Raw genomic sequence first — 19,800 nt, forward strand, 5'->3', positions numbered from 1 at the left:
CATTGTCGGCCACCGAACCCGACCCTGCAAATGCCGGTGGCACGCCCAAGCAGGTGTGTCTCAGCGATCCGCCGTGTGTCTGCGCATGACATGTACAACGCTTTGCCTAGATTCGCCAGGGACATGGAGAGGTGGCGGCCCTATGGCGATGACCGGGTGGCGGTGGCTGCTGTCACTCCTGGTGCTGGTGGCGTGCGTCGGGGGGTGCGACAAGGCGCAGGCGCGGCAGCGGGATACCAGTACTGAGTGTTCCTCGGACAGCCTCAAGGGCAGCACCGTCAATGCCACATTGCGGTTGCAGCAGCACAAGCGCTCTGTTCCCTGGATCACGTCCGATATGACGGTGCAGGTGCCGAGGAAGTGGCCACTCGCCAAGCACCTGACATTCAGTGAGGAGTCTCCGCAGTACAGGCGGGCGATGCGATGCCTACTGCTCGGGGACGAGGCTCCCGCCACACGGAACGAGTGGCGTCCCCATGACCCCGTGGTCACCGCCACCGACTCCTCAGTCGAGGTGCACTACGTCGCATGGGGTTGGATCACCACGGAGAACCCCATCCTCGTGGGCCCTTGGGAGATCATTCCCACCGGGAGGACATGGATGATCTATCTGTGGCCGCCGACGCTTCAGACCATCCGGTGGAAGCAGATCGAGGCCGATCTGGGCGGCCTCAATTTCAACGACCTGGCGGAGCGGGCGTCATCTTCCAACGAGAACCACCTGGTGTGGACGAACAAGTTGCCCGAAGAGGTGCAGATCGAGGTCGATCCGCCCTGGCAGCGCTGGCTGCCGGTGAAGCTGAATCGGTCGATCTGGACCACCGCAGGCATTGCCTCATGGTGGGTGTGCGCCTCGATCCTGATCGCTGTGGCAGCACTCCGCACCAGGCGCGCCGACGCAGCTGCTGCGCGCGAGGCGGCAAGGCAACCACCGGATGGGGAGGCGGCCCAGCGATCGACGGTGGATGTCCCGGACACCGACGCCAGGCGTGATGTGAGCCTCACGCGCACGGCGCTGGAGTGGGCCGGGCTCAGCGTGGGGGTTGCCCTGGCACTGCTCCTGTTCGTCCCGGAGGGCCGTGTTTCCCCCCGGTCGTACGCCCTTCTCTGCATCCCTGCGGGCCTGGGTCTGGTCCTCGCCGCTCGCCCCTGGGTCCTCGGCGCGTCACCGGCCGCACCGGGCGCCGTCCCGGACGAGCCGGTCCGGTCCCAAGGCATCCAACGCCGTCAGGCACTCGCCGTCGTGACCAACACGTGTGCGGTCGCGGGCATCGGCCTGCTGGTGATCCTGGCCCACGATGTCTTCGGACTCCCGGAGCACCTGGGGCCGAAGACGACGACCGCCTTCGGCCGCACCGGGCTTGCCCTGCTGGGCCTGGTGACCGTGTGGTTGTGGTTGGCCGCAATGGTCGCCTGGGCCTGGCGCTTCGCGCGCGAAGGAGGATTGCTCCGCGAGCGCTGGACCAGGCAGTGGAACAGGGTCCCGGCTCAGTGCGTGGCAATCGTCGGATGCCTGTTGGCAGCCGTCGCCGCGGCATTGCTCGCATGTGCCTGGTGGGTGAACAAACGACGGTGGGTGCGCGTCAACTGGCTCGTTGAGCAACATGACCCTTCCGCTTACAACGTATCCCTGAGCAGTCTTCTGGAGTACTTCTTCTACACCGACCTGAGATGGCTTTTCGCCTACAGTTGGGTACTGACGGGAGTCGCTCTGCTGGCCCTGCTGCGCTTTCGCAACAGGCCACCCCGCGCACATGGCCGCCGCAGATACGAGCGCTTCTCTCTGGGGCCGAGCAAGCCGGATATCCTGCTGACCGTCTCCTTGTTCGCCTTCTTCGTCGGAATCCGGGGAGCGAAATTCGCGGGTGCCAGCGCCCTGTACGGCGTCTGGCTGGGGCTCGACATCCTCGCCATGTACGTCGTTCTTGCCCTGGGGCGCCGGTGGTCCGTGTTGAGTCGGCTGGGAGAGCGCTTCTGCGCTGTGAGGCTCGGCACCGAGCGACACCAAAGCGCATTGCTGAAGAAAGCCCACGAATACCGCAACGCGAACCACCAGATGCACTTGTTGGACAAGGGCCATGCCGACGGGGTGACCTGTGAGCAGTTGGAAGAAAAGCTGCGCCAGCTGCGCCAGTGGCTGGTCACCGCATGCGAAGGAACCGATCCGCCGGAGCACATTTCGGTGCTGGACATCGCCCTGGCCTGGGGACCGGAAGGACGTTGGTGGTCAAATGCGGTCCGCGCGGCGCGGCTGGCGTTCTGGTTCGGAACGCCGGCCACCGCGCTACTTCTCTACTACCAGGCACACGATCCCTACGGGCGAGAGCAAATCCTGGGCTCCGCCATCGGCCTTCCGGAGTTCGTCGCGGACCTGATTCTCTATCAGATGACATGGGCGGTCGCCGGCTTCACGCTCGGGACGCTGTGGCGTCTGCTGCCCGGACGCCGGAGCCAGGCGCGGGCCTGGCTCCTCACCGCCGCCTACGGCTTTCCCGCGGTGCTGGCCGCTGCGCTCATCCACATCATGGACACAGATCCTCGCCAGCTCCTCCTGTACGCCGCACTCCTTCTCGTCGTCCTGACGCTCACCAGCATCTGGATGGACATGGCGACGTTCCGGGAGGAACGGCAGTACTGGCCCAGCCGTGTCGCCCTGCTGCTGTCCGTCTACCAGCTGCGCGGCTTGTCCGGTCAGATCACCTGGCTCCTGGCCCAGGTCGGGGCCGTCGTGACGATCTATGCCAGCCTGACTCATTGAGCGGACGGCCGGCAGGGCCCGGGAGGCATCGCACCCGGGCCTGACACGTCAGGCGTAGGCGGCGATGTCCTTGATCACCGCGAACCCCAGCCCGTACGCGCTCATCCCCCGCCCGTACGCCCCCAGATGGACCCCCGCCTCGGTCGTACCGGCCAGCACCCAGCCGAACTCGGACTCCCGGTAATGGAAGGAGGCCGCCACCCCGTCCACCGGAAGGGAGAGCCTGGACCACTCCGGCCCCTCGAGGTCGTCGGCCAGAGCCCAGGCCGTCTCCGTCTGCTGATCCAGCCAGTCGTCCCGCAGGCTGTGGTCCATCTGCCCGGGCCAGGTGAAGGACAGCAGCCCCACACCGGCCAGCCACGCCGCCGAGGAGACCGACGTCGCCTCCAGCAGCCCCGTACCGTCCGCGCTCCTGCGGGACGGCTGCGCGGCGACGGTGACCACGACCGCGAACTTCTCCCGCGCCTCACCGGCGGAGCCGGCCTCGTTGCGTACGGAGGGCTCGTCCCCGTGCCCGATCGAACCGTGCTCGACGGCACCGTCGGCCGCCGTGCCGACCTGCATCAGCCAGCGCGGCCCGGTGAACGCCTCGTCGAGGCCGTACCACGGGAAGGGCGCCTGCAGGTAACCGTCGACCGTACGCCGGGCGGAGGGGAGCTGCTGCCCGCCCTCCGCTGCCGGCGCCTGCGCGCCCACCCGACTCGTCGTCTCCATCTGCCCGGACGCCTCCTCGCTCTCGTCGGACCGGGGCGGCCCGCCCCCCTTCGGGCGTACTCGTCCGGTCCGCACAACAACTCGGCAGCATATCCACACCGGTGAGAGCGGCAGGGCAGGCGCTGGGTACGCGGTCATGCGAACGGCCTGTTCGAGCCGTGTACGCCAGGTACACGCTAGGAAACGCGCCACGGGCACGGGTGTACGCCCGCGCCCGCGTGTCGCGTGGAAAGACAGGCCCTAGGTGGCGTCCGCGTCGAAGGCCGGCCGGTCGTCCTTGCCGGGCTCCTCGGGCTTCTTGGTCATGTCGACACGCCCGCCGGAGGAGGACGAGGAGCCCGACGCCTCGCTGTCACGGCCGTGGACGGCGTCCGTGACCTCGGCCATCTCCTTCTTCAGGTCGAAGCCGTTGCGGATCTCCTTCAGCCCCAGGTCCTCGTTGTCCAGCTGCTTGCGGATGAACGACTTGGGGTTGAGGTCCTCGAACTCGAAGTCCTTGAATTCGGGACCCAGTTCGCTGCGGATGTCCTGCTTGGCACTCTCCGAGAACTCGCGGATCTTCCGGATCGTGCGCGTCACGTCCTGGATGACCTTGGGGAGCTTGTCCGGACCGAAGACGAGCACGGCGAGCACGATGATGGTCACCAGCTCCAGTGGTCCTATGTCATTGAACACCTGACGCTCCTTGCGATGTCCTCGGTCGCTCAACGGTACCCGGCGTTCCTGTCCGACCGGTACCGTCCCGAGGTGAGACTTCCGTCAGTTCCGCTCCGACGCGCCCAGCACGAGCGATACCTCCCGCTCGCCGCCGCCGCGTTCGACCGTCAGGCGCAGCCGGTCACCGGGCCGGTGGGCGCGGATCTTGACGATCAGCTCCTCGCCGGTGTGGACGGGCTCCGAGTCGACCTTGGTGATGACGTCGCCGGCGTTGAGGCCGGCCCGCTCTCCTGGGCCGCCCTTGATGACGGCGGGGCCGCCGCCCGCGCTCTTGCCGTCGATCCGGGCACCGTCGCCGGTGTAGCCCATGTCGAGAGTGACGCCGATCACGGGGTGGGTGGCATGTCCGTCGTTGATCAGTTCCTCGGCGACGCGCTTGGCCTGGTTGACGGGGATGGCGAAGCCGAGGCCGATGGAGCCGGCCTGACCGCCCTCCGACGCGGAGCCGTTGCCGGCGGAACGGATCGCGGAGTTGATGCCGATGACCTCGGCCCGGGAGTCGAGCAGAGGCCCGCCGGAGTTGCCCGGGTTGATGGGCGCGTCGGTCTGGAGCGCGTCGACATAGCTGACGTCGCTGCCGTCGCCCTTCCCGCCGCCGGCCGTGATGGGCCGTTCCTTGGCGCTGATGATGCCGGAGGTGACGGTGTTGGCCAGATCGAAGGGTGCTCCGATGGCCACGACGGGGTCGCCGACCTTGACGTCGTCGGAGTTGCCGAGCGGCAGCGGGGTGAGCCCGTGCACCCCGTGCACCTGGACGACGGCGAGGTCGTAACCGCTGTCCCGGCCGACGACCTCCGCCTTGACGGTGTCGCCGCTGCTGAACGTCACCGATATCCGGCCGTCTGACCCGGCGGGTTCGACGACGTGGTTGTTGGTGAGGATGTGCCCCTGGCCGTCGAGCACGAAGCCGGTGCCGGTGCCCGCCTTGTCGGCCCCGGTGACGTGCAGCGTGACGACACTGGGGAGCGCGCGGGCGGCTATCCCGGCCACGCTGTCCGGCGCGCGGCCGGCCGGCACGCTCCCGGCCTGCGGCAGGTGCACGTCGCCGCCCAGGCCCCCACGCTCCACATACGCGCCCACCGCTCCGCCGATGCCCGCGGAGACGACGGCGACCAGCAGGGTCCACACCAAGGCCAGCCGCTTCGCCCGCCTGCCGCGCTGCCCGTCCGTCAGCACGGCGGCGCCGGTCTGCTGCAGCGGCTCCCGACCGAGCGCCTGCTCCTTGGGCGAACCGGCGCCCCAGGGGTCATAGCGCCGCCAGGGCTCGACACCGGCCTGTTCCCCAGCCGACTGCACCGGCACCGGCACGGCAGCCCCGGGGTCGGAGGCGGGCGCGGGAACACCGGGGGCGGGCGCGGAAGACCGGGGAGCGGGCGCGGAAGGCCCAGGCACCGGCGTGGGGGCCCCGTGCAGGGGTACGGGAGCCCCGTGCAGGGGTGCGGAGGCCCCGGGCAGGGGTGCGGGGGCGGGAACCCCGGGAGCGGAAGCGGGAGACCCGTGAGCGGATGTGGGTGAACCGGGTGCGGGCGTGGGAGCGTCAGGGGAAGGCCCAGGCACCGGCCCGGTAGCCCCGGGCAGGGGTGCGGGAGCGGTCGCGCCGGGCGGGGGCACCGCCGTGCCGTGCACCGGTTCAGGAACGCCGGGCACGGCGGCGGGAGCCCCGAGGAGGGGTACGGCCGTGCCCTGCGCCGGTGTGGCCGCCGGGTGCTGTACGGGCGGTGCCGGCGCCCACGGGCCGGGCTCGCCGTACGGCGGGGTGCTGTAGGGATCGGGGTCGTGCAACGGCTTCGGCCGCTCCGCGGTAGCCGCCCACGCGGTTTCCCCGGCTCCGGCCACCGCCTCGGCCCCTGGGCCTGTGCCCGCTCCTGCTCCTGCTCCTGCTCCTGCTCCCGCCACAGCCTCCGCCCCTGTCTCTGTCATCGTGGCGGCCTCAGTGGTGAGTGTGGTGCCGCCCGCTGGGAGCGGCACCGGCTTGGCCAGCTCGAAGTCCCCGGCGGCCTGGGCCTCGCCGCTGTCGCCGTGTTCCACGGGCGCCGGTGCGGTCACCGGACGGGCCGACCGGAAGTCGGCTGGGGCCTCCTCGGCCTGGACGCCTTCCGGCACGGCGGCACCCTCAGACGCGCCGGCCCGTGCCACCCTCGCCGCTCCCTCCGGACCTACCTCCGGCGGGACACGGTTCCCCTCGTTCATGCTCTCCCCACGGCTGGCCGCGGCCGCGCGCTCGGGCGGCGGCCGCAGAACGTCGACCACACCCCCGGTCATCGCCGCGGGCACGGCCCTCACCGGATTCAACCAGGTTCGCGGGCCGTGGCGAAGTGGCCGGTCAGGGGACCTGGTGGGGGGTGGCGGAGGACACCGAGGGAGCGGGGGTGGTGTCGGGGACGGGAGCCGACAGCAGACCGGTACCGGCGGCTCCAGAAGGCGTGGACCAGTCGGTGAGCGGGAGGGCCACCTTCTCGTCCAGCGGACGTATGAGCGGGGACACGGCGGCCGCACCGGCCATCACCGGCGCGGTCAGACCCCGCACGGGGCCGTCGTTCCGGGTCTGCCCGGCGGCGGGGGACGGCGCTCCGGGCGGCAGCGGTGCGGACAGGGAGGTCGGCACCACCGGCATCTGGCCGAGCAGCGCGCCGCCCGGGGCCGGGGCGAGCAAGGGCCCCACCGCGCGGCGGCGCTGGGTGTCGGGCATGGCCGCGACGTCACCACCACCCGTGCCCGCCGAGCGCGCCGGGATCACATTGCTGCCGGTGCCGGAGCCGCGGGCCTCCCCGGTCAGGTCGCCGGGGACGGCGGTGGTCACGCCGCCCAGGGCGACCGCCGCCAGCGAGACCGCGCCGGCGGCGGCGAACGCGAACCGCAGCCCGCGTGAGGCGGAGCGCCCGTCGTCCGGGCGGCCGACGGGATGAATGCGGAAGCCGCGCTCCCCGGGGACGGGGGCGGTGTGGTGCGGGTGAGCGGGGACGTACCCGAACGCGAAGCGCTCGCCGCGCCTCACGCCGAAGACGCCGGTGGTCCGGACGTCGGGGTGCCGTCCGAGGAGTCCGCCCCCGGGCGGCGGCGCTCCGCCACCGTCCGGGTCACCTCCCCCGGGAAGGCCCTGGAGGCGGGCCAGGAAGCTCTCCGAGGGCGGGGGCGGGGCCGCCTCGGCGAAGACGTTCTTCAGCGCGCGCTGAGCGTCCGCCTCCGCCTTGCACCGGGCGCAGGTGGCCAGGTGCGCGAGGACGCGCTCACGCGTCTCATGACCGAGTTCTCCGTCCACCAGGGCGGAGAGCCGGTCTCCCAGGTGCTGCTCTGCGAGGTGTGCCTCCTCGACAGGTTTCGCTCGTGATCCACTCACGCGGTCGCGCCCCCTCCTCCCAGAGCGGGGACACGGGCCATGAAGGAGCGCCGCTCGGCCGCGCGGGCCTCCGGGGAACGGTGCGCGAGGGCCTTGCGGAGCTGGGAGCGGCCGCGGTGGATGCGGGAGCGGACCGTGCCGAGCTTCACGCCGAGCGTCGCGGCGATCTCCTCGTACGACAGCCCCTCGATGTCGCACAGGACGACGGCCGCGCGGAACTCCGGCGCGAGCGTGTCGAGGGCCTGCTGGACGTCCGCGTCGAAGTGGGCGTCGTTGAAAAGCTGCTGCGGGGTGGGTTCACGGCTGGGCAGGCGCTCGGCCGCGTCCTCGCCGAGGGCGTCGAAGCGGATGCGCTGCTTGCGCCGGACCATGTCCAGAAAGAGGTTCGTGGTGATGCGGTGGAGCCAGCCCTCGAAGGTGCCCGGCGAGTACGTCGACAGGGAGCGGAAGACGCGGACGAAGACCTCCTGGGTGAGGTCCTCGGCGTCGTGCTGGTTGCCCGTCAGGCGGTAGGCCAGGCGGTAGACCCGGGCACTGTGCGTGCTGACGATCTCGTCCCACGTGGGCGGAGTCCACGCCTGCCCGTCCGCGTCGGTCGAGAAGGTCGCGGTCTGGGCGTCGCCTGCGGCGAAACCGGCGGCGTGGCGGTCAGCAGCGGTGTCGGTCACGGATTTCGGCCTGCCCGTCGACCCGAGGAAGCGCCGCAGCACTCCGCCCCGGTCCCCGGGCGCAGCCGCACCTCCCCTGTCGGCTCTGGTGGTGTCCAGTGGAGCCCCTACCATAGCCACCTCGCCCGTTAGCTCCGGATAAGCGGTTTTACGAGAATTTGATACGCGCTGATACGGCTCATACGGCTGCGTCAGCAGTTGCTCGGCGTCCTGATCCACCTCTTACCCCCCGTCGCGTCCCGGGCCACCGGCTCACCCCCTTTAAACGCCCGGCCTCATCTGCGGGTTCCCGACGCCAACGGATACAGTCACGCCCAGGCAACCATGGGGACGGGAGAGGGTCATTACCGGCAACCGGCAGACGAGCTGGGCGTTCGCCGACGCCTTTGTCGCCGAGGACGAAGCGCTGCGCTGGGCCCGCGACCGGGCCCGCGAGGCAGGGCTGCGCTCGGTGTCGCCCGGCACGGGCGCCGCGCTGCGACTGCTCGCCGCCTCCGTGGACGCGAAGGCGGTCGCGGAGATCGGCACCGGCTGCGGAGTGTCCGGGATCCATCTGCTGCACGGCATGCGTCCGGACGGGGTGCTCACCACCGTCGATTCGGAGCCGGAGCACCAGCAGTCCGCCCGGCAGGCCTTCCGCGCCTGCGGTTTCGCCAGCAACCGGGCCCGCTTCATCCCGGGCAGCGCCCTGGAGGTGCTGCCCCGGCTCGCGGACGCGGGCTATGACCTGGTCTTCTGCGACGGGGACCGGCTGGAGTACCTGGACTATCTCGCTGAATCGTTGCGCCTGCTGCGTCCGGGCGGCCTGGTGGTCTTCGAGGGGGTCTTCGCCAACGGCCGTACCGTCGACTCGGGTCCGCAGCCCACGGAGGTGCTGCGGCTGCGGGAGCTGCTGCGCACGGTGCGCGAGAGCCAGGAGCTTGTGCCGTCGCTGCTGCCGGTGGGTGACGGGCTGCTGTGCGCCGTCAAGCGGTGACCGCGGCTGCGGCACGCCCCTCGAACGCGGCTGCCCCGACACCGCGTACGATGCCGGGGCAGCCGCAAGGACAGGATCGCTGGGACGTCAGACGACGACCTTCTTGAGGGCGTCGCCAAGCGCCTCGGCCTCGTCAGGGGTCAGCTCGACGACGAGTCGACCGCCGCCTTCGAGCGGAACGCGCATGACGATGCCCCGCCCCTCCTTGGTCACCTCGAGCGGGCCATCGCCCGTCCGCGGCTTCATGGCCGCCATGCTCGTTCCCCTTCCTGAAACCAGCTCATCGTCTGCCGACGGCCCAGGGAGGGCCCACGCCATCGAAACGGACGCGCGTCACCGGCATCGAACACATTGCTTCCAGGCCATTATCCCGCATCGCAGGACCCGATGACCAACATCGGTCGGCATCGCTTGGGCAACGCGCGCGAGCAAAACCACCCAATTCGGCGATGTGGCTGCGATACTTCGCCGCCGCGCGGACATCCGCCGACCTGCTCCGCTCCGGTTTTCTTTGACGCAGGTCACACGTCGGCTCGGGCCCCTGGACGCCGATCTCCGCCATGCTGTCCCCTGACAGGGACGTACTGAGCGGTACGTCACCAGTGGCGACAGCGGAGGGGAACCCCATGGCCGACACCGTGCTCTACGAGGTGAGCGACGGACTCGTGACGATCACGCTGAACCGCCCCGAGGCGATGAACGCGCTGGACATCGCGACCAAGGTCGCCCTCCGGGAGGCGGCGGAATCCGCGGCCGGGGACACGGCCGTACGGGCGATCCTGCTGACCGCCGCCGGGGAGCGGGCGTTCTGCGTGGGCCAGGACCTCAAAGAACACATCGGGCTGCTGGCCAGCGACCGGGAGACCGGGTCCGGGCACACGATGAGCACGGTCAGGGAGCACTACAACCCGATCGTGCGGGCCCTCGCCGAGGCGCCCAAGCCGGTGGTCGCCGCGGTGAACGGTGTCGCGGCCGGGGCCGGCTTCGGCTTCGCTCTCGCCGCGGACTACCGGATCGTGGCCGACACGGCGGGCTTCAACACCTCCTTCGCCGGGGTGGCGCTGACCGCCGACTCCGGCATCTCCTGGACGCTCCCCCGCGTGGTCGGCCCCGGCCGCGCCGCCGACCTGCTGTTCTTCCCGCGCAGCATCAGCGCCCAGGACGCGCTGGAGCTGGGCATCGCCAACCGGGTCGTACCCGCGGGTGCGCTGCGCGGCGAGGCCGAGAAGGTGGCGCGGGCGCTGGCCGAGGGGCCGACGGTGGCGTACGCGGCACTCAAGGAGGCGGTGGCCTTCGGCCTCACGCACTCCCTCGCCGAGACCCTGGAGAAGGAGGACGAGCTGCAGACGCGGGCGGGGCGGTCCGAGGACCATGCCATCGCCGTCCAGGCGTTTGTGAACAAGGAGAAGCCGAAGTACCTGGGCCGGTGAGCCGTTCGTCCGCGGGCCGGTGAGGGCGCGCGTCCCTGAGGGCCGCGCGCCAGACCCCCATCGGCGCGACGGTCTCCTCCTCAGACGCCGGGCGGGCCGGGCTTACGGGCCACGCAGGCTTCCAGGTGATCGTTCACCAATCCGCACGCCTGCATGAGCGCGTACGCCGTCGTCGGGCCGACGAATCTCAGGCCGCGCTTCTTCAGGGCCTTCGACAGGGCCGTCGACTCCGGTGTGACCGGGGGGACGTCGGCGAGGGTCTTCGGGGCGGGGCGGCCGCTCGGGTCGGGGGCGTGGGACCAGATCAGTTCGTCCAGCTCGCCCTCCGGCCAGTCGGCGAGCACGCGCGCGTTGGCAAGCGTCGCGTCGATCTTGGCGCGGTTGCGGATGATGCCGGCGTCGGCCAGCAGGCGCTCGCGGTCCTCGTCGGTGAAGACGGCGACCTTCTCTATGCGGAAGCCGGCGAAGGCCGCGCGGAAACCCGGGCGGCGGCGCAGGATCGTGATCCAGGACAGGCCCGACTGGAAGGCCTCCAGGCTGATCCGTTCGAAGAGGGCGTCGTCGCCGTGGACCGGGCGGCCCCATTCCTCGTCGTGGTACGACACGTAGTCGTCGGTGGACAGGGCCCAGGGGCAGCGCAGACCGCCGTCGGGCCCGGCGAGGGCGGTTCCGGCGGTCATCGCTGCTCCTCCTGCTCGGGCTTGTCCAGGCGGGCGTGCGCCGCGGCCCGGGCTCCGGCCAGCGCGGACTCCAGGTCGGCGATCCGGGCGTCCCGCTCGGCGAGCTCGGCGGCGAGACGGCCGAGCGCGTCGTCGACGTCGGCCATGCGGTAGCCCCGCGGGGCGACCGGGAAGCGCAGGCTCTCCACGTCCGCGCGGTCCACCGGGCGGTCCACGGGCAGCGGATCCCGCAGCCGCTCCGGTGCCGCCTCGGGCAGCGGGCCGCTCTCGCCGCCGCCCACCACGGCGAGTGTCACCGCGGCGACCACGACGGCCAGCGCGACGACCAGGAACAAGAACATCACCATCGCCAGGGGTCCCCACGCTCTGTTCCGGACGCTGTGCCGGACGCTGAAACTGTCAGGGTCCGATCGTGCCATGCGAGCCTGACGGTTAGGGTCACAGGCGGCCGTACTGCGGGACGTACTAGGAGAGGTCACAGCGGATGCTCAGGCTGGGCAGGCGGGAATTCGGGTCCCACGAGCCGGTGATCATGGCGATCGTGAACCGGACCCCGGACTCCTTCTACGACCAGGGGGCCACCTTCCGCGACGAGCCGGCCCTCGCGCGCGTGGAGCGGGCGGTGGCCGAGGGCGCCGCGATCATCGACATCGGCGGGGTGAAGGCCGGGCCCGGCGAAGAAGTCACGGCGCAGGAGGAGGCGCGGCGGACGGTCGGCTTCGTCGCGGAGGTACGGCGCCGGTTCCCCGATGTGATCATCAGCGTGGACACCTGGCGGGCCGAGGTCGGCGAGGCGGTGTGCGAGGCGGGTGCGGATCTGCTGAACGACGCGTGGGGCGGGGTCGACCCGGGGCTGGCGGAGGTCGCGGCGCGGTACGGGGTGGGCCTGGTGTGCACGCACGCGGGAGGTGTGCGGCCGCGGACACGGCCCCACCGGGTGACCTACGACGACGTCATGGCCGACATCCTGAAGGTGACCGTGGGGCTCGCCGAGCGGGCGGTGGCGCTGGGGGTGCCGAGGGAGTCGGTGCTCATCGACCCCGGGCACGACTTCGGGAAGAACACGCGGCACAGCCTGGAGGCGACGCGGCGGCTGGACGAGATGGTCGCCACGGGGTGGCCGGTGCTGGTGTCCTTGTCCAACAAGGACTTCGTCGGCGAGTCCTTGGACCGGCCGGTGAAGGAGCGGTTGATCGGTACGTTGGCGACGACTGCGGTGTCGGCGTGGCTCGGGGCGCAGGTGTACCGGGTCCACGAGGTCGCCGAGACCCGACAGGTGCTGGACATGGTGGCGTCCATCGCCGGGCACCGCGTTCCCGCGGTGGCTCGCCGGGGTCTCGCCTGACACGGGTGGTGGGTGGGGCACAGGCCAGGGGCCCGGGGGCGGAGCCCCCGGGGGCTGGGCCGTGGTGCCGGGGACCGCTGGACGGCCCCCGGGCCTGGGCCGGGCTGCGGTGTCCGAGGCCGGTCGTTGCCGGCCGAGGCCCCGTGCCGGCGGCCCGCCAGCGGCCCGCTAGCGGCCGGCCTCCTTCGAGACCAGGGCCACCGCTTCCTCCACGTCGTCCGTCACGTGGAACAGCAGGAGGTCCTTCTCCGCGGCCTTGCCCTGGGCGACCAGCGTGTTCCTCAGCCAGGACAGCAGACCGTCCCAGTACTCGGTGCCGAAGAGGACGATCGGGAAGCGGGTGACCTTCTGGGTCTGGACCAGGGTGAGGGCCTCGAAGAGTTCGTCCAGGGTGCCGAGGCCGCCGGGCAGGACCACGAACCCCTGCGCGTACTTCACGAACATCATCTTGCGGACGAAGAAGTATCGGAAGTTCAGCCCGATGTCGACGTAGGGGTTGAGCCCCTGCTCGAAGGGGAGTTCGATGCCGAGCCCCACCGAGATGCCGCCCGCCTCGCAAGCGCCCTTGTTGGCCGCCTCCATCGCGCCCGGGCCGCCGCCCGTGATCACCGCGAAGCCGGCCTCCACCAGTCCCCGGCCGAGCCGCACGCCCGCGTCGTACTCCGGCGAGTCCACCAGTGTCCGCGCCGAGCCGAAGACGCTGATGGCGGGCGGGAGTTCGGCGAGCGTGCCGAAGCCCTCGATGAACTCCGACTGGATCCGCAGCACCCGCCAGGGGTCGGTGTGGACCCAGTCCGAGGGGGCGCGCTCGTCCAGCAGCCGCTGGTCGGTCGTGCTGGCCGTCACCTGTCCCCGCCGTCGGAGGACCGGCCCGAGCCGCTGCTCGTCCGGCGGCTGCTTCTTCCCCTCGGGGTTTCCGGTAGCCATGTGCGCTCCCTCCGCTTGCCGGTAGTTCGGTCTCAGACTAGATCCACACGGGTCACGGAGGGGGGACCTGAGCATGTCGGGCGTGCAGCGGAGCCCGGCACGGCCTACGCGGTGAGCCAGTTCCGCAGGCGCTCCTCGCCCGCCAGGATCTTCGCGGTCTGCACGCGCTCGTCCCGCTTGTGCGCCAAGTGCGGGTTGCCGGGGCCGTAGTTGACCGCGGGAATGCCGAGCGCGGAGAAGCGGGACACGTCCGTCCAGCCGTACTTGGGCTGCGGGGTGCCGCCCACCGCCTCGATGAAGGCCGCCGCGGCCGGGTGGGAGAGGCCGGGCAGCGCGCCGCCGCTGTGGTCGTCGACCACGAACTCCTCGACACCGCAGTCCGCGAACACCTCGCGGACGTGTGCGATCGCCTCCTCCTCCGTGCGGTCGGGGGCGTAGCGGAAGTTGACCGTGACCACGCACTCGTCGGGGATGACGTTGCCCGCGACTCCGCCGCTGATGCCCACCGCGTTGAGGCCCTCGCGGTACTCCAGGCCGTCGATCACCGGGTAGCGGGGTTCGTAGGACGCCAGCCGGGCGAGGATGGGGGCCGCCGCGTGGATGGCGTTGGAGCCCATCCAGCCGCGCGCCGAGTGGGCCCGCTCCCCCGTGGTCTTCAGCAGCACGCGCAGGGTGCCCTGGCAGCCGCCCTCGACCTCACCGTTCGAGGGCTCCAGCAGGACCGCGAAGTCGCCCGCCAGCCACTCCGGGTGGGCTTCGGACACGTGCTTGAGGCCGTTGAGGTCGGCGGCGACCTCCTCGTTGTCGTAGAAGACGAAGGTCAGGTCGCGGTTGGGCGCCGGCACCGTGGCCGCGATGCGCAGCTGTACCGCCACGCCGGCCTTCATGTCGCAGGTGCCGCAGCCCCACAGCACACCGTCCTCGTCGAGACGCGAGGGCACGTTGTCCGCGATCGGGACGGTGTCGATGTGGCCGGCCAGGATCACGCGCTCGGCGCGGCCCAGGTCGGTCCGGGCGACCACGTTGTTGCCGTAGCGGTCGACCCTCAGGTGCGGCAGGGCACGCAGGGCGGTCTCGATCGCGTCCGCGAGCGGCTTCTCGGTGCCGCTCTCGGAGGGGAGGTCCACGAGCTGAGCGGTGAGCGCGGCGGCGTCGAGTGTGAGGTCAAGCGAGGTGTGGGCCATGGCCACGACCCTAGGGGGTGGCTTCCGGATCGGGCCAGCGACGCGGGACCCGGCACGCGCGTCCGCCGCCCTGTCGTCGCCCTCCCCCAAGCTCTCGGCTTCGCTCGAGCGGGAGGGGCCCCGTCGTTGCCGCTGCACCCACCCCGCAGCGCACCGTCGCCTCCCGCCGGCCCGAGGCACCCCCTGGCGCGCCCCGCCCGGGCGGGTCGCGACGCTGTCCGAACCCCCCATGAAGGTGCCGAAGGGCTCCAGTACCTTGTACGCGTGTCAGAGCCGTCCCCCACCCGTCCCAAGCGTCGCGGCCGTCTCTTCCGTTTCGCCGCGGCCCTGCTGGTCCTGTGCGGCGTCGCCGCGTACCTCGTGGTGCAGTACGTCACCGGAGGCGGCGGAGCGCGCGGCTGCACGGTGGTCTCGGCCTCGGGCGACGGGGCGTCGTACGAGTTCACGCCGGAGCAGGCGGTGAACGCGGCGACGATCGCCGCTGTCGGCACCGGGCGCGGGATGCCCCGGCGGGCGGTGACGATCGCGCTCGCCACCGCCCTGCAGGAGTCGGGGCTGCGCAACATCGAGCACGGCGACCGGGACTCGCTGGGCCTGTTCCAGCAGCGGCCCTCGCAGGGCTGGGGCACCGAGCGTCAGGTCATGGACCCGGCGTACGCGGCGGGCATCTTCTACGCACACCTGGCCAAGGTTTCCGGCTACACCGAGCTGCCGCTCACGGTGGCCGCGCAACGGGTGCAGCGCAGTGGCTACCCGGAGGCGTACGCCAAGCACGAACCGGACGCCGCGCTGCTGGCCGCGGCGCTGACCGGGCACGCGGCGGCCACGCTGACCTGCGACGGGCGCCCCGAGCGCACGGCCTCGGCGACCGGTCCGGACGCGGTACGGACGGCGCTGGTACGGGACTTCGGGCGGGACGCGCTGCAGGAGACCGGTGCGGTGGTGGGCGGCACTCCCGTGCCGTCGCCGTCTCCCTCGCCGAGTGTGACCGCGACCGCGCACGGGCGGACCGTGACCGTGCCGGTGTCCGAGGGCGGACAGCCGGGCGCGTCCGGGCGCACGGAGCGGGAGCGGGGCTGGCAGCTGGCGCAGTGGGCGGTCGCCAACTCCTCGGCGCTGCACATCGAGCGGGTGGCGTACGCGGGGCGGGAGTGGACCGCGGGGAGCAGCGGCGGCCGGTGGCGGACGGCGGCGGGTTCGGACGGGGCCGGCGGTCCGGAGAACTCGGTGGGGGCCGTCCGGATCGTGACCGGACAGTAGTACGGGGCCTCACTCCGGCGGGTTGTGCGGCGGGGCTCGCCCGGCGTCCGAGCGAGTCTCGCACCGGATCCGGAAATCCTTGGAAAACCAAGGGCGTAAGGATTCTGCGGGATTACGGACAGACGTCCTTTGCCCATTTTTATCCACACCCGATAATGCGATGCGTTATCCATTCTTTACCTGGGGCGTCCGCAACCTTTGGGGTCTTCGCGCGGTAGTCACGGCGTCCGAGCCCGGACACGAGCCCGGACACACACCGTTCTCTCCCGTCGAATGGAGCATCATGTCCCTCCCTCTGACCCGCCGGATCGCCCGTGCCGCGCTGCTCGTCGCAGCGGGAGCGGCTGCCGGGGTCGGTGCGGCCGGCTCCGCCGGTGCGGCCACGAATCTGCCGGCCACCCCCAACCTGGGCGGTCTGACCGCCCTGGACGGAGGACACGTCGGCGACACCGTCGAGGATGCCGCGCGCGACGCCACCTCCGTCGCGGGTGACGCGGGCGGCAAGGCGGTCAGGCAGACGGTGCCGGCCGCGGGCAAGACCGGCCGCGGTGCCCTGAAGAAGACGGCGCCCGCGGCGCACAAGGTCGCGGGGGACGCGACCGGGGCCGCGGGGGGTGTGCTGGGGGACACCGCGTCCACCGCCAAGAAGGGTGGGCTGCCCACCTCCTCCCTGCCGACGCAGGGTCTGCCGCTGGGCGGCTGAGATCGGCTGCCGTCGACCGCACGGTGAACGGGGCCCGGGGAGTTCCCCGGGCCCCGTTCACCTTCGGGCCTGCCGGCGGGAACGGTTCACGCCGCCAGCCGGGACACCGCCGCGCGGATCCGCTCGTCCGTGGCCGTGAGGGCCACTCGGACGAAGTTCTTTCCCGCCTCGCCGTAGAAGTCTCCGGGGGCCACCAGAACGCCCCGGTCGGCCAGGTGGGCGACCGTGTCCCAGCAGGACTCGTCCCGGGTGGCCCAGAGGTAGAGGCTGGCCTCGCTGTGTTCGATGCGGAAGCCGTGGCCGAGCAGAGCCGCCCGCAGGACCTCGCGGCGGGCCGCGTAGCGTTCGCGCTGGACGCGGACGTGTTCGTCGTCTCCGAGGGCCGCCACGACGGCCGCCTGGGTCGGCGCGGAGGTCATCATGCCGCCGTGCTTGCGGATCTCCAGGAGGGGGCCCAGGACGGCCGGGTCACCGGCGATGAAGGCCGCGCGGTAGCCCGCCAGGTTCGAGCGCTTGGAGAGGGAGTGGACGGCGACGATGCCGTCGTAGGAGCCGTTGTTGACGTCCGGGTGCAGGACCGAGACCGGGTCGGCCTCCCAGCCCAGCTCGAGGTAGCACTCGTCGGAGACCAGCAGGACGCCGTGCTCGCGGGCCCAGGCGACGATGGCGGTCAGGTCCTCCTTCGGCAGGACCTTGCCGGTGGGGTTGGACGGGGAGTTCAGCCAGAGGAGCCGCAGACCGGCCGGGTCCAGGTCGCGCGGGTCGTCGTAGACCTCGTAGGCGGCGCGGGCGAGGCGGGCGCCGACCTCGTAGGTCGGGTAGGCGAGGCGCGGGTAGGCCACCTTGTCGCCGGGGCCGAGGCCCAGCTGGGTCGGCAGCCAGGCCACCAGCTCCTTGGAGCCGACGACCGGCAGGACATGGCGGTGGGTGAGGTGGCGGGCGCCCAGACGGCGCTCCAGCCAGCCGGTGATCGCGTCGCGCAGGGCCGGCGTGCCCCACACGGTCGGGTAGCCTGGAGAGTCGGCCGCCTCCGTCAGGGCCTTCTGGATCAGCTCGGGAACCGGGTCGACCGGGGTGCCGACGGAGAGGTCGACGATGCCGTCGGGGTGGGCCGCGGCCGTCTTCTTGTACGGGTCCAGCTTGTCCCAGGGAAAGGTGGGCAGGCGGTCGGAGACTGCGGACACGATCAGTGGCTCACTTTCGTCTGGTACGGCAAACGCCTCGGTCCCGTACGGCGGTGATCTGGGCGATCGGGCCGTACGGGACCGAGGCGGCGCGGTGTGCGGGCCGCTTGGCGCTTAAACGGTCACTCGCCCTGCGGCGGCAGCGCGGCGACGAAGGGGTGGTCGCGCTCGATCAGCCCCAGCTTGCTGGCACCGCCGGGAGAGCCCAGCTCGTCGAAGAACTCGACGTTCGCCTTGTAGTAGTCCTTCCACTCCTCCGGGACGTCGTCCTCGTAGAAGATCGCCTCGACCGGGCAGACCGGCTCACAGGCACCACAGTCGACGCATTCGTCCGGGTGGATGTACAAGGACCGCTGGCCCTCGTAGATGCAGTCGACCGGGCACTCCTCGATGCACGCCTTGTCCTTGACGTCGACACAAGGCTGCGCGATGACGTAGGTCACGCTGTCGTTCCTCCTCGATAGGGCGCTGGCGGGCCTCCTCAGGCTCCGCCGCCTGGCGCGCGGGAGCGCGGCGTCGTCGATGCCCGCCCCTAGTATCTCCGTTCCGGAGCGTGATCCGAACAGGAGGGGCGAACTGACCAGTGGAAATCTCGGCTGCAGGACTTCTGGAAGTCCGTATCACCCCTGCTGACGTGGGAAAACGAGTGTCGGTACGGTGCTTGAGCGACCCCGGAGAGACGCAGGAGAAGTTCACCGACACGGTGGGTGTTCTCACATCATGGGATGATGGCGTGCTCATGATCACACGACGGGACGGCCGCAGTGTCCGGTTCCGCGAATCGTCGCTGGTCGCGGGGAAGGTCGTGCCAGCCGCTCCGGCCCGCCGGAGGGGCCCCGCTGCGAGCTACCCGGAACTCGCCCGTATCGCCTCGCGCGCGTGGCGGCCCGTGGAGAGCGAGCGCCTCGGGGAGTGGGAGCTGCGGGCGGCGGTCGAGGTGGGCCCGCGCGACGGGGATCCCCCCGGCCCTTCGGCGCTGGGAGAGCGTCCCGCCGGGGTGGCCGGGCGGCGGGCGGGCTTCACACGGCGGGCCAACAGCGTGCTGCCGCTCGGTGATCCCGGCCTTCCGCTCGACGCGGCCCTGGAGGCCGTACGACGCTGGTACGGCGAGCGTGGCCTGCCCGCCTACGTGCAGACCGCCACCGGAGCCGAGGGCACGCAGGAGCTGTTGTGCGCGGAGCTGGAGCGGCGCGGCTGGGTGCGGGAGGTGAGCGCCGAGGTGTGGATCGGTGCCCTGGCGCCGGTCGCGGACCGGGCGGAGGGCGCGGATGTGGTCCTGTCCCGGGAGGCGGACGAGGCGTGGCTCGCGCGGTACCAGCGCAAGGGGATGAGCGAGGTGGCCCTGCGGGTGCTCGGCGGCGGTCCGTCGGTGTGGTTCGCGTCCGTGCCCGGCGGTGGTACCCCCCGCTCGGGCGAAGCCGGGAGCCCGGGGGAAGAGGGTGAGCCTCCGGTGGCGATCGGGCGGTGTGTCGTGGACGGGCGGTGGGCCGGCTTCGCGGCGGTCGAGGTGGCCCCCGACCGGCGGCGGCGGGGGCTCGCCACCGAGGTGATGGCCGCGCTGGCCCGGCGCGCGCTGGACGAGGGCGCGTCGGCGGCCTGGCTGCAGGTCGAGACGGACAACGAGGGCGCACGGGCGCTCTACGCCGCCCTGGGCTTCACTCCGCACCACGCGTACCACCATTACCGGGCACCGAACGATCCGGCCGACCGCCCGCCGTCATCGGAACCCGGCGAGCAGGAACAGACGGCGGACGCATCCGGTGAGCGGGAGCGCGCGGCGGACGCGTCCCACGGCCGTCCCGGGGCGGCCGGCGCACCCGGTGACCGGGCGGGGCGGCGCGTGCCTCAGGCAGCCGGGACCAAGCGGCGGGCGTCCGGCCGCCGGGGCGGGGCGGTCGCCGAGGCCGGTGGGCAGGG

The 19,800-nt window shown here is 71.8% G+C and carries 18 protein-coding genes and 1 pseudogene; 7 read left to right on the top strand and 12 right to left on the bottom strand.

The features are described 5' to 3' along the window. Window positions 1-142 precede the first annotated feature (142 nt). Complete coding sequence (locus ABZ079_RS25460; protein WP_356941755.1) at window positions 143-2,758, top strand: DUF6185 family protein; 2,616 nt, start codon at window positions 143-145, stop codon at window positions 2,756-2,758. Window positions 2,759-2,806: 48 nt separating this feature from the next. On the opposite strand, the gene ABZ079_RS25465 is transcribed toward ABZ079_RS25460, so the two are convergent. The 5 genes from ABZ079_RS25465 to sigE all read right to left on the bottom strand — a co-directional run bounded on the left by ABZ079_RS25465 (window position 2,807) and on the right by sigE (window position 8,236). Further along, a complete protein-coding gene (locus ABZ079_RS25465; RefSeq protein ID WP_356941756.1) occupies window positions 2,807-3,472 on the bottom strand; it encodes a hypothetical protein in 666 nt (221 codons plus the stop codon). Window positions 3,473-3,712: 240 nt separating this feature from the next. Then, window positions 3,713-4,147, bottom strand: a complete 435-nt coding sequence (locus ABZ079_RS25470) for a sec-independent translocase (RefSeq protein ID WP_356941757.1) — start codon at window positions 4,145-4,147, stop codon at window positions 3,713-3,715. Between the two features lie 84 nt (window positions 4,148-4,231). Beyond that, entirely contained in the window at window positions 4,232-6,109 is a 1,878-nt protein-coding gene (locus tag ABZ079_RS25475) for a trypsin-like peptidase domain-containing protein (protein WP_356941874.1), read from the bottom strand. 403 nt (window positions 6,110-6,512) lie between these two features. Continuing rightward, window positions 6,513-7,526 (bottom strand): zf-HC2 domain-containing protein, encoded by a 1,014-nt coding sequence (locus ABZ079_RS25480; protein WP_356941758.1) that lies wholly within the window; start codon window positions 7,524-7,526, stop codon window positions 6,513-6,515. Further along, the gene (gene sigE, locus ABZ079_RS25485) at window positions 7,523-8,236 is read right to left on the bottom strand and encodes an RNA polymerase sigma factor SigE (protein ID WP_356941759.1); all 714 of its coding nucleotides are present in this window, start codon (window positions 8,234-8,236) and stop codon (window positions 7,523-7,525) included. Before sigE ends, ABZ079_RS25480 begins: the two co-directional genes overlap by 4 nt. Window positions 8,237-8,471: 235 nt before the next feature. On the opposite strand from sigE, the gene ABZ079_RS25490 reads away from it, so the two are divergent. Further along, window positions 8,472-9,170 (top strand): O-methyltransferase, encoded by a 699-nt coding sequence (locus ABZ079_RS25490; RefSeq protein ID WP_356941875.1) that lies wholly within the window; start codon window positions 8,472-8,474, stop codon window positions 9,168-9,170. An 87-nt stretch (window positions 9,171-9,257) separates the two neighbouring features. Here ABZ079_RS25490 and ABZ079_RS25495 read toward each other — a convergent pair whose 3' ends face one another. Next, on the bottom strand, window positions 9,258-9,425 hold the full coding sequence (locus ABZ079_RS25495; protein ID WP_018544333.1) for a DUF3117 domain-containing protein: 168 nt from the start codon (window positions 9,423-9,425) through the stop codon (window positions 9,258-9,260). A gap of 371 nt (window positions 9,426-9,796) precedes the next feature. Here ABZ079_RS25495 and ABZ079_RS25500 point away from each other — a divergent pair, with 371 nt between their 5' ends. After that, the gene (locus ABZ079_RS25500) at window positions 9,797-10,600 is read left to right on the top strand and encodes an enoyl-CoA hydratase-related protein (protein WP_356941760.1); all 804 of its coding nucleotides are present in this window, start codon (window positions 9,797-9,799) and stop codon (window positions 10,598-10,600) included. Between the two features lie 80 nt (window positions 10,601-10,680). Here the strand turns inward: ABZ079_RS25500 and ABZ079_RS25505 are convergent, their stop codons facing one another. Both ABZ079_RS25505 and ABZ079_RS25510 read right to left on the bottom strand, forming a co-directional pair. Further along, window positions 10,681-11,280, bottom strand: a complete 600-nt coding sequence (locus ABZ079_RS25505; RefSeq protein WP_356941761.1) for a DNA-3-methyladenine glycosylase I — start codon at window positions 11,278-11,280, stop codon at window positions 10,681-10,683. Beyond that, a complete protein-coding gene (locus tag ABZ079_RS25510) occupies window positions 11,277-11,627 on the bottom strand; it encodes a DivIVA domain-containing protein (RefSeq protein ID WP_356941762.1) in 351 nt (116 codons plus the stop codon). Before ABZ079_RS25510 ends, ABZ079_RS25505 begins: the two co-directional genes overlap by 4 nt. A 137-nt stretch (window positions 11,628-11,764) precedes the next feature. On the opposite strand from ABZ079_RS25510, the gene folP reads away from it, so the two are divergent. After that, on the top strand, window positions 11,765-12,625 hold the full coding sequence (gene folP, locus ABZ079_RS25515) for a dihydropteroate synthase (protein WP_356941763.1): 861 nt from the start codon (window positions 11,765-11,767) through the stop codon (window positions 12,623-12,625). Window positions 12,626-12,793: 168 nt separating this feature from the next. Here the strand turns inward: folP and ABZ079_RS25520 are convergent, their stop codons facing one another. Continuing rightward, on the bottom strand, window positions 12,794-13,552 hold the full coding sequence (locus ABZ079_RS25520; RefSeq protein ID WP_356941764.1) for a TIGR00730 family Rossman fold protein: 759 nt from the start codon (window positions 13,550-13,552) through the stop codon (window positions 12,794-12,796). A 104-nt stretch (window positions 13,553-13,656) separates the two neighbouring features. After that, window positions 13,657-14,736, bottom strand: a complete 1,080-nt coding sequence (gene dapE, locus ABZ079_RS25525) for a succinyl-diaminopimelate desuccinylase (protein WP_356941765.1) — start codon at window positions 14,734-14,736, stop codon at window positions 13,657-13,659. A gap of 264 nt (window positions 14,737-15,000) precedes the next feature. On the opposite strand from dapE, the gene ABZ079_RS25530 reads away from it, so the two are divergent. Continuing rightward, window positions 15,001-15,996, top strand: coding sequence for a heavy metal transporter (locus tag ABZ079_RS25530; RefSeq protein WP_356941766.1), 996 nt, complete (start codon window positions 15,001-15,003; stop codon window positions 15,994-15,996). Window positions 15,997-16,279: 283 nt separating this feature from the next. Beyond that, on the top strand, window positions 16,280-16,699 hold the full coding sequence (locus ABZ079_RS25535) for an ATP-binding protein (protein ID WP_356941767.1): 420 nt from the start codon (window positions 16,280-16,282) through the stop codon (window positions 16,697-16,699). Between the two features lie 86 nt (window positions 16,700-16,785). On the opposite strand, the gene ABZ079_RS25540 is transcribed toward ABZ079_RS25535, so the two are convergent. Both ABZ079_RS25540 and fdxA read right to left on the bottom strand, forming a co-directional pair. Continuing rightward, the gene (locus ABZ079_RS25540; RefSeq protein ID WP_356941768.1) at window positions 16,786-17,883 is read right to left on the bottom strand and encodes a bifunctional succinyldiaminopimelate transaminase/glutamate-prephenate aminotransferase; all 1,098 of its coding nucleotides are present in this window, start codon (window positions 17,881-17,883) and stop codon (window positions 16,786-16,788) included. A 122-nt stretch (window positions 17,884-18,005) separates the two neighbouring features. Beyond that, entirely contained in the window at window positions 18,006-18,326 is a 321-nt protein-coding gene (gene fdxA / locus ABZ079_RS25545) for a ferredoxin (RefSeq protein WP_014674796.1), read from the bottom strand. A 140-nt stretch (window positions 18,327-18,466) separates the two neighbouring features. Here fdxA and ABZ079_RS25550 point away from each other — a divergent pair. Further along, window positions 18,467-19,576 (top strand): annotated as a pseudogene (locus ABZ079_RS25550) (GNAT family N-acetyltransferase); the annotation flags it as partial. Between the last annotated feature and the right edge of the window lie 224 nt (window positions 19,577-19,800).

Source organism: Streptomyces sp. NPDC006314 (genome assembly GCF_040613075.1).
Lineage (GTDB): Bacteria > Actinomycetota > Actinomycetes > Streptomycetales > Streptomycetaceae > Streptomyces.

Excerpts from the sequence above, each read along its gene's own strand:
- ABZ079_RS25475 (WP_356941874.1), bottom strand. The coding sequence starts at position 6,109 with ATGACAGAGACAGGGGCGGAGGCTGTGGCGGGAGCAGGAGCAGGAGCA.
- ABZ079_RS25465 (WP_356941756.1), bottom strand. The coding sequence starts at position 3,472 with ATGGAGACGACGAGTCGGGTGGGCGCGCAGGCGCCGGCAGCGGAGGGC.
- folP (WP_356941763.1), top strand. The coding sequence starts at position 11,765 with ATGCTCAGGCTGGGCAGGCGGGAATTCGGGTCCCACGAGCCGGTGATC.
- ABZ079_RS25460 (WP_356941755.1), top strand. The coding sequence starts at position 143 with ATGGCGATGACCGGGTGGCGGTGGCTGCTGTCACTCCTGGTGCTGGTG.
- ABZ079_RS25500 (WP_356941760.1), top strand. The coding sequence starts at position 9,797 with ATGGCCGACACCGTGCTCTACGAGGTGAGCGACGGACTCGTGACGATC.
- ABZ079_RS25520 (WP_356941764.1), bottom strand. The coding sequence starts at position 13,552 with ATGGCTACCGGAAACCCCGAGGGGAAGAAGCAGCCGCCGGACGAGCAG.
- ABZ079_RS25535 (WP_356941767.1), top strand. The coding sequence starts at position 16,280 with ATGTCCCTCCCTCTGACCCGCCGGATCGCCCGTGCCGCGCTGCTCGTC.
- ABZ079_RS25510 (WP_356941762.1), bottom strand. The coding sequence starts at position 11,627 with ATGGTGATGTTCTTGTTCCTGGTCGTCGCGCTGGCCGTCGTGGTCGCC.
- ABZ079_RS25495 (WP_018544333.1), bottom strand. The coding sequence starts at position 9,425 with ATGGCGGCCATGAAGCCGCGGACGGGCGATGGCCCGCTCGAGGTGACC.
- ABZ079_RS25505 (WP_356941761.1), bottom strand. The coding sequence starts at position 11,280 with ATGACCGCCGGAACCGCCCTCGCCGGGCCCGACGGCGGTCTGCGCTGC.
- dapE (WP_356941765.1), bottom strand. The coding sequence starts at position 14,736 with ATGGCCCACACCTCGCTTGACCTCACACTCGACGCCGCCGCGCTCACC.